The sequence below is a fragment of the Actinocrispum wychmicini genome, assembly GCF_004345645.1.
In the GTDB taxonomy this organism is placed as follows: Bacteria; Actinomycetota; Actinomycetes; order Mycobacteriales; family Pseudonocardiaceae; genus Kibdelosporangium; species Kibdelosporangium wychmicini.
The window spans coordinates 1-12,677 of the sequence record NZ_SLWS01000028.1 but is presented as its reverse complement, the minus strand read 5'-3'; the positions used below and the strand labels follow the sequence as shown (position 1 = coordinate 12,677).

Below are 12,677 nucleotides of genomic sequence, written 5' to 3'. Positions count from 1 at the left end.
GTCAACGGAACCAGCGATGAACGAACTTGAACCCGTGCAGCGCGCAGTCACGCCGCCAGCCTCACAAGGTCCGTGGCACAGTTGCTCCACGCCCGACTGCGAGTATCTGGGTACGGATGTCCTGGTCGAGTTCCTGGGGGATGCGCTCGCGAGACTCTACGGGGACGAAGAACCCGACTATGGGCCGTGCGGCGGCGCCCGGTTCCATTACGTCTTCGTGTCCGATTTGGGCGTGCACGTGTTGTGCGGGCATTCTGTTGCTTCGCTGGGCTCCTATGGAGTCGCTCACCCTTCCGTTGGGACCGCGTGTGGGCCCTGTATGGAGATTTTCGAACACGGGTCCATCGGCAAAGCTCGCCGAGGGTTTCAGGGTGCCCAGGATCTAGAGCGCGAGAGCCAAGGTCTGCCGCCAAAGAACAGGATCGGGGAAGGCGGCTCTAAGCGATTCATTGTGGAGGTCCAGTATGAGTAAGCGTGCGCGCGGCGCCCGGCGGCTCGCCAGCCTGTTGACGACCGAATCCGGAACGTACGTGCGGATCTACTACGATCGTCAGATCCGGCGCTATCGAGTGGTGTGGGCCAAAGGACCGGAAGTGGCGCAGATGTTCACCTACGCGCGCGATTTTCGGAGCGAGGTCCCAGATGTGGATATTTCAACTCTGCTGTGGGATCGCGCCTCCAAATGAAACGCAGGTGCACGTCCAGTGATCGTCGGCTCAACGAGATCCTTGAGCTTTACTGGCTGTTCCTCAGTGCACTTCCGCCTAAATGCCAAAACCGCGAGCTAAGGGGATCAGTCCGCGGTTTGAGTTCGACACGAGATGCTTTTTCTGGAAGATGGGCTAGAAAGAAAGAGTGAAGATATGTCCGGAGAACAGACCGTGTTTGCTCTTTCGGCTGCGGTGCTCGCCGCGTTGCTGCTTCTTTGGCTTGTCGTCAAGAGCGGAGCGCGACGTGGACGGCATCGGTTGAACGAGTCGTGGACGTCCAGCCCAACGGATATCTTGGACATGCGGGCCGCATGGGCGAAGGACGGGGAAGTACAGCTGCCCGCCATCGCTGACGCCCGGCCTAACCAAGCAAGTAGTGGCCAAGACAGCTATGTCGTGGACGAAGATGAGCCGAACTTGTTGCGGCCGTACGTCACCCAGCGCGCTCACGTGGCGGCGGTCCCCGACACCGGGCGCCGGATTGGGGCGACAGCATGAGCCAGGCCCTTAACTGGCCGTCTGCCTGGCCCGTGCATGCCACAGTGGCGTCTCTTTTGGAGGAGGCTGAGCAGACGGCCCGCCCGCACCTCGCCGGTCGGCAGTGGGCGATGGCGCAAAGCATCATCGTGGTTCTCGCTGAGGCCCAGTCTGGTGGCAACGGAAACATGACTGTGGCAGAGCTGTGCGCGACGGTCGGTGTATCAGTGGATGACATTGCTCGGCCGCTGATCACTTTGACGTTCTTGCAATACGTCCACAGTGAACCACTCGGCGGCAGGCAACCGGGCGGGATGCGGCTGGACCCCTTCGACCCGGACAAGTTCCGGTGTCGGCTGATCTGTGCGCAGAGCGGCTATCCGCCCGATTGACACCGTCCAGCGTCGAATATTGTTGCGACTTAAGAGAAAGGACTCATGTTGCGCGGCATTGACTGGTAGTACACCGAATTGCCTCGGTGGTACCGCTTCTCGGGCGGAGTGCGCACCCCACCGGGACCGGTCGCCAGACGTCGCGCACACAGGCTACCCATGGACATGCAAAACACTTCAGCCGCAAGCACGTACGACAAGACAGGACATGTCCTGCTGCTGATGCTTCAGGAGGTAGGTCGGGCGGTCACCGTGCCGTATGTCGCCCTGCGGTTGAACATCGCGCATGAGGAAGTAGTTCAGATCCTCAGTTCGTTTGTGACGCATCAGTTGGTGAACACGGAAGTCGTTGAAGGGCAACTGAAGCCCGGGGCTAAGAGAGCTATCCGGGAGCGGCTGTACCGCTTCACGGCCGATGGCGCCTGCCAGGCGCGCGCACTGTTGAGGGCGCGCCGGTTGGTAGTGGCGTTTGCCAACTACGCCCGTTCGCACAAACTGAACTTGGACGTCCTTGACGCGTCGGACTGAGTCGAACTTCCTGATGTGCCACCCACCCATCACCACCCGGCTCCAGCGGACCTACAGGTGCCTCGGGCCGAACAACGCCGCGTGACAATCCGACTGCGGATCCGAATAAGGCAGTTGCTCGTACAGCCACGCTGGCGGGCCAGATTCCCAAGGCGGCCCGGCCCCGGCTCCGGAGGCGCTGGTGAACATGGGCCGTTGACCTCCACAGGAAGATCTTCCGACTGCAGACCACAGCAACAAACGCACAACCCAAACCATTCTACAGTGCCTTCTTGCGAGGATTCTGATCAATCATGACCAGTGAAGCGGATCTCACGGTCGGCGTGTTCAACATCGAGCGATTCGGGTTCGACCCTGGCCTCGGCAATCATCGGCTGCCAGCCGCGCTGGATTTCCTCCTGGCGCACACCCCGAGGCCACCAGATGTGCTCGCCTTGCCCGAGGCCAACAACGGCCTGGCCGACCAGCAACGCGCCATTCGCCGCACCACCGTGCACCATCTGTCCCCTCACCTGGCCGGAGGCTGGTACGAGCCTCTGTTCGCAGCTCACGGCGTGCCCGGCCGGAAGAACAGCCTCCACCTGCTGCTGGTCAACACAGCAAAGGTGCATCCTCTTGGCTGGGCCGACCCCGCCGCACCGTTGGATCCCGGTCGCCGGCACTACGGGTGGGCACAGGCCGAGATCTTCGGCCACGAGATCAACCTGTGCTGCGAGCATTGGTCGGGCGGCGAGGGCAGGGAAGTGTTCGAGCAGGCGGCCAATCGGATCTCCAACCAGGGCGGCCCACACCGCAAGACGATCATCCTGGGTGACTTCAACGCCGACTCCGGCTGGGATCGCGAACAGCACCTGGTCGATCAGCTCAACTGGTACCAGCAATGCCGCGACCAAGGCAACCTGAACAAACTGCAGCAGAAGGGCTGGTTCGACCCGGACGGGATCGACCCGACCACAGGGCAAGCCGGCTGGGAGTATCCATGGGACAAGTCCGGCCGAAGCGGCTGGTGGAAGATCGACACCCGACAGATGGACAAACTGAGGTCCATCTTCGGCTACGTCGATATGGGCGAGGAATTCGGCGACCCGACACCAACTACCAAGCCGACCATCGGGTCAGGGCTTCGTATCGACCGGATCATGCGGTCAACCGGGCTCCCCGCCGAGGCCATTGCCTACGGGGTGGCGCAACCGCCGCGCCGGCTGTCCGACCATGCGTACGTGTTCGGCACCTACCGGCTGTCCGCCATTGACAGCACTGAACCAATGACCTGACGCCGATCCGCTCGGCAGGAAACGCTGTCGTGAGGAACCGCTGGTGGGAGCTCCCGACCTTTGGATCGGGGAGAACTTGGCCGCGCGCTCCCCTACGCCCAGCGCCCAGCAAGGTGGCATACCCAACCTGGTGACTGCACGGGCATGAGTTGAAGATCGGCGCAGCCGTCCACGGACGGTCGCTCCGCTACCATCTGCCCCGGTTTCCTGTCGGATTGAGCCGAGTTGACAGCATCCACCGTGGTCTCGATCTGGTTGCCGGAACGAGGTGTGGCATCACGGTTTCGCGCGTCAGTACGCGGCGGATTTCTGCGGTGTCCACGGCTGCCAAGCATGTTCGGTCGAGTGTGTGCCGGCGATCAGGGCGTCTCTGACGGCCGCGGGTCGCAGCGTGGTGAGGTCGTGGTCGTCGGCCCACCGGTATGGCGACGGCGGGTTGGTGGGCGGGTCGGCGAGGGTGATGTCGAACAGGAACGCGATCTGATATTTCGGTGCCCCGCCGGGCTCGGTGGCCCAATGTTCGACCGCAATGTAGAAGTCCAGGGCAACAACGATTGAGTCGAGTTGGTCGCGCACTATTCTCCGAAGCGCCTCCTGTACGGTCTCTTCAGCCGGCACCGGCCCACCGGGCAGAGTGTCAAGGTGAGCCTGGTGTGTTTTCAATAGAATACGGTCCTCCTGCCCAATCATCGCATAAACGCCAACACGCGGCACTGCTTCGGCACGGCCGTCAGAATGTTGCATTGTGGCCTCATTTCGCTCGAAGATGCTGATAAATAAGACGGTGATGTCGGCTTGGCCGTCAACCTTGACCCCGGATGTGCGCGCGCCGCTTGATCTCGTGCCAGAGGCCGAGTCTGGCCGAGCGATCCACGACACGGGCGGCGTCAATGTACGGCTTGAGATGGTCACGTAGCGCGGTGGCGCGTTCGGTGGTGAGGGCGACTGCGAACTGTACTCCGTCGAGTGCGAACTGGACGGTCTCTTTCGGTGTGTCGTTGTGCGGCGATGGTTGCATGTCGGCACCTTCTTCAGTGAAGTTGGCGATCTCGAAGAGCCGTTTCTCTTGTTGGACCTCGGCGGGAAAGACAGGGATGCGGCGACGTGCCCCCTCAGCAACGGTGTGGCGAGGGCTGGATGGCCGAGCACTGTGGACGGTGGTGAAGTGTTCGACGACGGCACAGCAAGTCCGAGGCGGTGATGGTCATGGTGAGTTGGTCGGGCAGCGTTCTGTGGAGTGCTTGTTCGATGGGTTCTCCGCGTGCACGGGGTCACGGCGCCAGGGCGTCGTGGGTTGGGTACTGAATCAGCAGAAGTCGGCCTGCCTGCCCGACGAGGGTGCAGCCCCGACGTGGGGTGGTGCTGTGCGGCGGTGGGGTTCCTTCATCGCGGTGCCCCTGGGGAGGTGGATGGGGTCGGGCGTGGCGCCGACGGTGTCTGTGTTGCTGGATCTCGTCCTACCGTGATGGCGGCGAGCAGCGCCTCACGCTGCCGGTTCCCGAGGCCCCTGATTCGGCGGCGCAGGGAGATCTCGTTCCGCTCAAGTAGTTTCCGGGCCCTCGTCAGGCCAAAACCGGGTAGAACTTTGACCGCAGCAAGTACTGGGGTCCTGAGGACGATGTGGTCACCGTTGTCGGCCTTGGCTAGCAGGTCGTTGAGTGTAATCGTGCCCGTCTTCAGCGCGGTCAGTAGTTCAGATCGGGCGGTGCGGGCGTGGAGGGCCTTCGCCAGAGCGGCCTGTCGTTCGTCGGTGGTCAGACTGGGGGGTGCCATGTGGTGCGTCCTTTCGATCGTTCAAACACGGATGATCGTGTCGCGTTGCGGTTTGTTCATCGCCGAGGGCCATTAGCCTTGGCCTGCCCGGATTCGGTGGAGCGTCTGGAGCGACGTGGTCGTGCTCAAGGCGATGCGCGTGAGATGTTCAAGCGCGTACCCGACGTTGGACGTGGCGGTGACTTCTCGGAAGTCTCCGAAGAGGTTGATCGTGAACGAAGCAGGATCATCGATCCTGTCAGTCCTGCGTGCAGCCCCCGTGACTGAGGCAGGACTTGCAGGACAACATGAGGCAGTCGGGCGAGCTCGATCAGCCTGGATAGTTGGGTACGACTGACTCCTTGATACAGGACGGATTCGTGCACGATCGACTGTAGCCTGAGCGGGGGCCGGGTCCGGTCGAACAGGCGTGCCTGACGTTGTGGCACCATATCGAGTCTGCGTCCGGCCATGGTTGGGTCGGCGCCAGCGATGCATTGATCACGAAGTGCCTGGCTGTAGTCCGGGGTCTGCAGCAGGTCGGGGATGATACCCAGCGAGAACTCCGTCACGCTGGATGCGTCGTCTTCTGCCGCGGCGTAGCGACAGTTCGCTGTACCGTAGGTGGATGAGTGCCACCAGGCTATCTGTGTGCGCGCCGCCTCATACATCTCCTCGAACGGCCGACGATCGCGCACCGTGAACATATCCAGTATCACGCGCAACTCGTCACGAGTCGGAAGTTGGTGTGTCTCAAGGCGATTCAACTTCCGAGCTGGCATCCCCAGCAGCCGACTCGCTTCGACCTGGTTGCATCCCGACATCTGACGCAGTCCTCGTATTGCCGCGATCAAGCGAGCGCCAGCACCGGGTATCGGGGTCTCAGTCATGATCGTGTCCCTGCCGTCAGCAAGCAAACCGCACCATCAGATCGCCGTCCCCTCGTCATAGTGTGGTCGGCCATCGGTCTACCTGGTTCCCGCCTTACGTCGCCGCAGTGGAGCGCCTGTCGATCTGACGGTGCCTCCTGCGGCTCACAGCCTTCGCCTGTGGCGAAAAGGTTCGTCATCATCCACTCACCCAGGTCGAGCTTGTCCGCGGTCGCGCAGGCGACCCGTACGAACCTGCGGTGATCCCAGTGGTCAGGCCATGACCGGTGGCGCTTCGCGTCAGACCACGACGGACGACGGGCTGCGCAGCCAGCGATGGAGCCTTTGTGGCTAGACACAACGTCACACTCGTGTCGGTTTTAGCAGCGAGCGCGTGCGGTCGCGCTGATCGGCAAACGCCATCGGACGTTCCCCACGCTGGTCCCACAACTCGCTGAGCCAGTAAAGCGCGAGAAGACGGCGCGCGGCGCGGAATCGGCGATACGTCGTCTCGTCATATACACCGAGCTCGGGAAGTACAGCCATCCAGTCATCGTCGGAATGTGTGCGGACGCTCGGGTGCTCGACGAGATCAGCGGCGTCGAACGCGGTGTCGCTGCACCCGGCCGACTCCCAGTCGACCAGGTGGACCGACCGGGTGCTGGAGTCCCACAACCATTGGTCGAGGTCGCTGTTGCCGGGCGAGAGGATAACCGGAGCCGGTTCGGCCAGGATGTCGCAGTCGTCGGTGTCTCGCCACTCGCCCAGCAGGGTGAGCATCTCCGCGTTGATGCCGTGCTCGGCCGGGGCGTTGATGAGTGTGGCAGGCCAGATCCGTGTTGTCGCCTCCAAACTCTCGGCCAGCGACCTGGCCCGCGGGATGGCGGCGAAAGGGCCCAACGGCAGCGCGCGTACCTGGCCCAACACGGCGGCGATGGATCGAAGGGCCTCGTGGACCGGCGCACGCCGACGGGGCACGGCGTCGCCGACCAACAGGGTCATCGCGGTGACCGGGACGCGCCGGTGCCGGTCCTGCCACAACACCCGAGGCGCGGCGGTTACAGCGTTTGCGACGTGGTCCAGTGCGCGCATTTCGATGCTGGCACGCTGCGGGGTACCGGTGTGCAACTTCAGACAGATCTCCGCCTCACAGCCAGGGAGGTCTGTCCGGTGGGTGGGTATCCGCCAGGCGAAGTAGCGGTTGGGTGCTCCCCAGGGCAGGCGTCGTAGCAACAGGCCCGGGAGATGCTGGTCGAGCAGGAGGGGACGGCTGGCATGGAAGTTTCTCAGCTCAGTGAGCAGTCCGATGGGCACGTCGACAGGAGACACAGCAGATCCTTGGGGTGACAGGATGACGGGAACATGTGGGGCTATCGAGTCGGTAGCCATGGTCAGCCCACCCGCCGCGGGATGGCGAGCTGACCACGTGGTGTGCTGGTCAGGTGTCACGGCGATGCCCACAGGTAGGCCGCAGACAGGGTGGTCGTCACGGCGACCACGAGGCGTTGGATGCTGGCAGGCACGTGTTGTGTCGCCCATCGCCCGACGTAGCTGCCGAGCAGCATGCCCGCCGCCAGCGCGACCCACAGCGGCCAGCGCACCAGCCCGGTGAACGCGAACGCGATAAAGCCCACGACGGACGTGGTGAGACAGACCGTATTCTTCGTCGTGTTGATGGTGTCCCACGACCAGGATGTGGCGACGGTCAACACGCCGAGAATCAGGACACCGACACCACCGCCAAATGCGCCCGCGTACGCGCTGGTGACGGTAATTCCGAGCGTCAATACCGTAGTGGTCGACCGCGCCGACATCCCCGACCGGCCGGTGCGTGCGTCGATCCACGCGGCGACTCGACGGAAAACGAGCAACAGCGCGACAGAACAGACCAGCAGATACGGGACGGCGCGACGAAATCCCTCCTCGGTGACCACCCTGCTGACCAGCCACACCCCGACCGCGGTTGCGGCGACCGCGCAGACCAGCGGGATCCGCATCATCCGGGGCGTCTTTCGGATATCCCCGATGACCCGGACGAAAGACAGGGGTGTCGCGGCCAGGCACGTGGCGTTGGCTACCAGGGGCGGCATGCCGAGCATCACCATGACGAGGAACGGCAGCAGGCTTCCGCCCGCAGCGGCGTAGTTCAGGATCCCTGCGGCCAGGCCCACCACCGCCAGGAGTGCCAACATCTCGGCCGTCACAGCAGGTTCCGGATGTGGGTATCGTGCAGCGCCTTCTGAAACCGGGTCGCCAACGCTGGGGGCAGCACCGGCTGGCGTCCCAGCAGGCGCGTGACCACATCCAGCTGGAGTAAAAACTCATGAAGCTCTTCCACCTCTCCATGCGGAAGGGATATCTGCATCATTTCGAGACCGCAGGAAGCCATGGCCAACCGCCTTCCGGGCAGTAGGGAAATGTAGGTCCGCATGCGTCGTCGATGCGAACTCAACACCGGTTTACAGGAATGATCGGATGACGATACGCACGTTTAGCGCGCACATATAATCCGCCGTTCGGTGATATTCCCTGCGCTCGGAAACACCCACAGTGGGATTCCCGTATCCGGAGTGGCCGTTCACGTTCCATCGCCCGCGGCGGCCGGCGCCCCCGTCACTCAGCGCGACCGGGTGGGTCCTCGGGCCGGGTCAGCGATGTGAGCAGGGTACGGACCTCCTCGGCCTGCTGCGGCAGGTCGGCGGCGTCGTACCGAGCCATGGCCCGCCGGTAGTACTCGCGTGCCTCGGCGATCCGGCCGGTCTGTTCAGCGTGCTTGCCGACCAGCAGCACCAGGTCCGCGGCCTCGCGTTGCGGGATCATCTCCTGCAGGGCGCCCACCGCGCGGGCCAGGCGTGTCCTGGTCGGGTCCGCCTGCTGGGCGTAGCCGAGCGCTTCGGTCAAGGCATCGACCAGGCGTGCGTGATCGACTGGATCCGCCTGAGCGCCGAGCAGAGTCGCCGCCCGTTCCAGGCGAGTCAGCACTGCGTCGAACCGCGCGGCCAGCACAGCCTCGGACGGCGGGCGCTGCGCGGCGTTGTGGCTGCGTGCCGTGGTCAATGCTCGGTCGAAGTCGTTCGCCGCATCGGCGAGGCGGCCGGCGTGTTCGCGAACCTGACCGCGGGCGCCGTAGGCGGTCATGACCGTGTCCGAATCGGCTGCCTGCAACGCACATAGGAGAGCCGCCGTGGCTGCGCGTTCGGCGTCCTCATGTTGATCGCGATCGCTCAGGAGGCGGGCTTCCAGCATCCGCAAACTCGAAAGGTGCGTCCTATGTAGGCGATATACCGCGTCGATGCCCATGCGCACCGCCTCGCGGGCATGGTCGTGGTGGTCTGCGACACGAAACAGACCCCCAAGGGCGGCGGAGAATGGCCACACCAGGTCGTACCAGCCGCGCTCCCAAGCGACGGTCAACATCGTCAGCGCCCTTAATCCCTGCCCACCAACCCATTCCTCAGCATCCTGGCGACGTGCAGGCATCGCCCGGCCAAACGCCACCAGCCCAACCTCATCCGTCGCCAGGTCGATATCCGCATGGACCCGATGGTCGACCTCCACGGCCTCTCGCATCAGACTCTCGACCAGTGTTTTGAAACGATCTGGATTCGGTTCCACTGGCGGGACGTGTACGTACAGTCGCTCGCCGCCCCCGGGCTGGCGGGTGACGTGGCCTGCGGCCTCCAACTCCGCGACCACCACACGGGCAACCTCCGTGTCACCACCAACCAAGCCCTCCACGCGATGCAGCGACGTCCATCCCAATACCGCCCGGGGCCCGGCCGTCAACTCCCGCAACACCAGCGTCGACATGGACGACAGCGCTCGTCCGGCCATCGAGATCCTCTTTTCGATACCAACATGTTTGACCTTTGTGGAATGTCAGCCGGTGGGGTCGGGCATTCGTTCCACGATCTGAGAACATTGAGTACACGTCTTCCTGCTGCACCACGTCAGACACACGCTGCATGCCCCGGCGTTGATGACGACGGGCGCGGCGCCGTCTGTTCCGCCGCCGAGGTCGCACCTGATACAGGGGTATCCGTTCCAGAACCCGGACCCCCGCGCCACGTACAGTTTCGCGTCGGCCATGGTGGGGGGTTGTGGACAGTGCCTCTACCGTGGGAACAGGTCGTTGCTACCTCTCCTGTTCGGGGGTTGGGGCGTCCCGGTCGGCGGCGGTGTCGCTGAGGGGCTGTACGAGCGACAAGGGCTTGTCGGCTAGTACGGCGCGGTCCGCGAGCATGGCTTTCGCCTGCTGCGCCACGGCAGCGAGCACCGCCCACGTCTCCTCGCCCTGTACGACTAGCACCACAACGTTGCCAGGCTGTGCTCCGATGACGATCTCGACTGCATCCTCGTAGCCGGGCAGGGGCACTGTTCCGCGTCCATGGGGCAGCCTGGCGGGATGTCGTGCTTCACTGTGCTACGGACCTGGTTCGTTTTGTTGTCACGTGGATCCTTTCGTGGTTGCCGACGCTCGTCGCGCCGGACGTTCGGCGGGACCGGCGGGGCATTCCCAACCCCGACCGGTCCTCGCGTGGTGTCGCCTTCCACTCAGCGTGTGCGCGTCGTACCCTCTGCTCGGGACGATGCTGCGGACAACGCAAGGCAACACCGGAGATGTCAGCTCTCCCGAAGGAATCGTGAGAGCTGACGGGTTCCCGGGGTCGTCGTGGTTGAGGTACCGCGTTGGGGATTGCCTTCTCAAGATGTCGTGCACAAGGGCTACTGAGTCACTGGGGTGTCCGCGATCTTTACGAGTCTGGGTTGTTCGTCGACGTTCTTCAGCTCGGCGTGGGCGAGCATGGCTATGGCGGCGAGTGCGCGGCAACGTCGGGAGGTCCCTGATGACGAGCCTGAGGGCTTGGCTGGGTCCGCACTATGCGCCGATCACGATGTCGACTGTTTCGTCGACTGGGTGGGTCGACGTCCATCGGGCACTGTGGTCGGATGACGATCCGCGCTTCCACGACGAGGTGTTGTGTCACTGCTGCCCCTGGTGGTTTTTGCCGTTGGCCCGCATTCGTTGGCTGGGTGTGTGTATGGGTGCTGGGTCTTCGAGGCGATGCCGCGGGTGTGAGGTGTGCCGCGCGGCGTTTTCGCGGCGGATGGTGTCGACGGCTTGGTTCGCGGCGTGTTCGGCGTCGCGTGCTCCGCGTTCGGCTTGGCGTGCTTCTCGTTCGCCTGCTTCAGTGCGGATCGCGTAGTGCCGTCCCATGAGGACGGTAGCGACGGTGCATGCGCAGGTGAGTGTCCCGAACAGCGCCCACAGCGTGGTCATGTCAGTGCAGTCGTGCCGTGGGCGCTCCTGGCTTTCCAGGCGGGTGAATGCCGCGTAGCGCGTCCATGACGGCGTTGAACGAATCGTCGCACCTGCCACACGGGCACGCCGGTTTTGCCGTCGTTGGGGTAGGCGAAGCTTCGATGTCTGCTGCGGATCCCGACGTGGTCGACCTCGGCTTCCTCCTCCGAGAGGCGGTCTGGGTCTTCGCCCCAGTACCGGGTGTAGGTATTGACCGCGTGCGGCATGGGCGTCCAGAGCCCTCCGAATCGATACTCCAGGAGGATCGGGACGGGGTCCGGTGGGCGGCGCTGCGGTGGGTTCGTCGTTCGCCTGCTCGTCCTGCTCATCGTCCGTCTGCTAGAACGGTGGTCTCGTGCCCGGAGGAGGCCGCGATGTGGTCCCCGCCGTGCCCTAGGGGGTGCGTGCAGTGTTTTGCCGTTGTTGGTTTCCGAAAACATTTCTCCGGTCACGGTCTACCTCATTCCGAGCGTGCCGACGCACGACCCGGTGTCTACTCGGGACAGTGCAGGATCGGTGGTGTCGTCTGGTTCCATGGTCATCTGGTCGAAGTAGTAGGCCGCCTGGTACATCGCGTCCGCGAGTCGGTAGCAGGTGGCGTAGTCGGGCAGGGCGAGCCGGACGGCGTCGCCGGTGGTGTGTTCGGCGCCGATCACCACGTCGACGTTCTGGTCTACCGGGTGGGGGTCGGTCGTGATGGGACAGCCCGACGCGAGGGTGTATCGCGCGTCGGTGGTGAAATTTTGAGTCACTGGTTCTCCTCTCGTCGTGCTCGTCGGCGTTGTCCGCGCGTTGGGACCGGTGGTGGATCCTCGGTGGTTTGCATGCACTTGGTTTCCCGTACGTCGGGGCTTCGCGTCGCATGGCGGTGATAGCTTCAGTGGCTTTGCGTGCGTCCCGGCGGGCTTGTCGCGCGTAGTCGTGGCATTGGCTTTACGTAATGCCGTCCTGTGAGGATGGTCGCGACAAGGAACGATCCGGATAGGACGGTGAACAGTGTGCCGCCAGGGCTTGGTCACAGGATTGGCATGGTTGGTGCTCCTGGGGTTCCGGGCGCCGGCAAGGCTTGTAGGGCAGCGGCGACGGCAGCGAGTGTGCCTTTGCATCGCCAGAGGGGGACACCATGCGGGTTAACGCGTTCGGCGGTGGCGGTGTGCCAGTCGACGATGCTGATTGAATCGATTTCGGCCTGGCGACTGGCGTAGCCGTCTTTGTCCCCGCCAGCCCATTCGCGGATGTAGACCCCGACAAGGGAAGACATGGGTATCCACGTTCTGCCGAACAGCTCGCGAAGCAAGAGTGAGACACGGTCCACGGCTGGCGGTGTGACTGTGGGCTCGGCGTGCTCGGCAGGCGGCTCGCTGGTCATCGTT

At 63.8% G+C, this 12,677-nt stretch carries 15 protein-coding genes and 1 pseudogene; 4 read left to right on the top strand and 12 right to left on the bottom strand.

What is annotated here, in order from left to right; all coding sequences use genetic code 11:
• Positions 1 to 464: 464 nt before the first annotated feature.
• The 4 genes from EV192_RS53415 (at position 465) to EV192_RS53400 (ending at position 3,381) form a co-directional block, all read left to right on the top strand.
• A complete protein-coding gene (locus EV192_RS53415) occupies positions 465 to 686 on the top strand; it encodes a hypothetical protein (protein ID WP_132126527.1) in 222 nt (73 codons plus the stop codon).
• A 518-nt stretch (positions 687 to 1,204) separates the two neighbouring features.
• Entirely contained in the window at positions 1,205 to 1,579 is a 375-nt protein-coding gene (locus EV192_RS53410) for a hypothetical protein (RefSeq protein ID WP_132126526.1), read from the top strand.
• Positions 1,580 to 1,738: 159 nt separating this feature from the next.
• A complete protein-coding gene (locus EV192_RS53405) occupies positions 1,739 to 2,107 on the top strand; it encodes a hypothetical protein (RefSeq protein ID WP_132126525.1) in 369 nt (122 codons plus the stop codon).
• Positions 2,108 to 2,400: 293 nt separating this feature from the next.
• Positions 2,401 to 3,381 carry an endonuclease/exonuclease/phosphatase family protein gene (locus EV192_RS53400; RefSeq protein WP_132126524.1) on the top strand — a complete coding sequence of 327 codons (981 nt, stop codon included), beginning with the start codon at positions 2,401 to 2,403 and terminating at the stop codon, positions 3,379 to 3,381.
• 291 nt (positions 3,382 to 3,672) lie between these two features.
• On the opposite strand, the gene EV192_RS53395 is transcribed toward EV192_RS53400, so the two are convergent.
• The 12 genes and pseudogenes from EV192_RS53395 to EV192_RS55420 form a co-directional block, all read right to left on the bottom strand.
• A complete protein-coding gene (locus EV192_RS53395) occupies positions 3,673 to 4,125 on the bottom strand; it encodes an NUDIX domain-containing protein (protein ID WP_132126523.1) in 453 nt (150 codons plus the stop codon).
• Between the two features lie 58 nt (positions 4,126 to 4,183).
• Positions 4,184 to 4,399: an Lsr2 dimerization domain-containing protein gene (locus EV192_RS53390; RefSeq protein ID WP_132126522.1), complete on the bottom strand. Its 216-nt coding sequence runs from the start codon at positions 4,397 to 4,399 to the stop codon at positions 4,184 to 4,186.
• Positions 4,400 to 4,764: 365 nt separating this feature from the next.
• Positions 4,765 to 5,154 (bottom strand): integration host factor, actinobacterial type, encoded by a 390-nt coding sequence (gene mihF, locus EV192_RS57100; RefSeq protein ID WP_279496508.1) that lies wholly within the window; start codon positions 5,152 to 5,154, stop codon positions 4,765 to 4,767.
• A gap of 125 nt (positions 5,155 to 5,279) precedes the next feature.
• Positions 5,280 to 6,023, bottom strand: coding sequence for a DUF5753 domain-containing protein (locus EV192_RS53380; RefSeq protein ID WP_132126521.1), 744 nt, complete (start codon positions 6,021 to 6,023; stop codon positions 5,280 to 5,282).
• Positions 6,024 to 6,365: 342 nt separating this feature from the next.
• A complete protein-coding gene (locus EV192_RS53375) occupies positions 6,366 to 7,331 on the bottom strand; it encodes an aminoglycoside phosphotransferase family protein (RefSeq protein ID WP_132126520.1) in 966 nt (321 codons plus the stop codon).
• A 116-nt stretch (positions 7,332 to 7,447) separates the two neighbouring features.
• On the bottom strand, positions 7,448 to 8,206 hold the full coding sequence (locus EV192_RS53370) for a sulfite exporter TauE/SafE family protein (RefSeq protein ID WP_132126519.1): 759 nt from the start codon (positions 8,204 to 8,206) through the stop codon (positions 7,448 to 7,450).
• Positions 8,203 to 8,433: a hypothetical protein gene (locus EV192_RS53365; protein WP_132126518.1), complete on the bottom strand. Its 231-nt coding sequence runs from the start codon at positions 8,431 to 8,433 to the stop codon at positions 8,203 to 8,205. Before EV192_RS53365 ends, EV192_RS53370 begins: the two co-directional genes overlap by 4 nt.
• A 182-nt stretch (positions 8,434 to 8,615) precedes the next feature.
• Complete coding sequence (locus EV192_RS53360; protein WP_132126517.1) at positions 8,616 to 9,836, bottom strand: hypothetical protein; 1,221 nt, start codon at positions 9,834 to 9,836, stop codon at positions 8,616 to 8,618.
• Positions 9,837 to 10,137: 301 nt separating this feature from the next.
• Positions 10,138 to 10,377, bottom strand: a complete 240-nt coding sequence (locus tag EV192_RS53355; RefSeq protein WP_132126516.1) for a hypothetical protein — start codon at positions 10,375 to 10,377, stop codon at positions 10,138 to 10,140.
• Positions 10,378 to 10,986: 609 nt separating this feature from the next.
• Complete coding sequence (locus EV192_RS53350; protein ID WP_132126515.1) at positions 10,987 to 11,283, bottom strand: hypothetical protein; 297 nt, start codon at positions 11,281 to 11,283, stop codon at positions 10,987 to 10,989.
• 476 nt (positions 11,284 to 11,759) lie between these two features.
• Positions 11,760 to 12,056: a hypothetical protein gene (locus EV192_RS53345; RefSeq protein ID WP_132126514.1), complete on the bottom strand. Its 297-nt coding sequence runs from the start codon at positions 12,054 to 12,056 to the stop codon at positions 11,760 to 11,762.
• 263 nt (positions 12,057 to 12,319) lie between these two features.
• Positions 12,320 to 12,677 (bottom strand): annotated as a pseudogene (locus tag EV192_RS55420) (hypothetical protein); the annotation flags it as partial.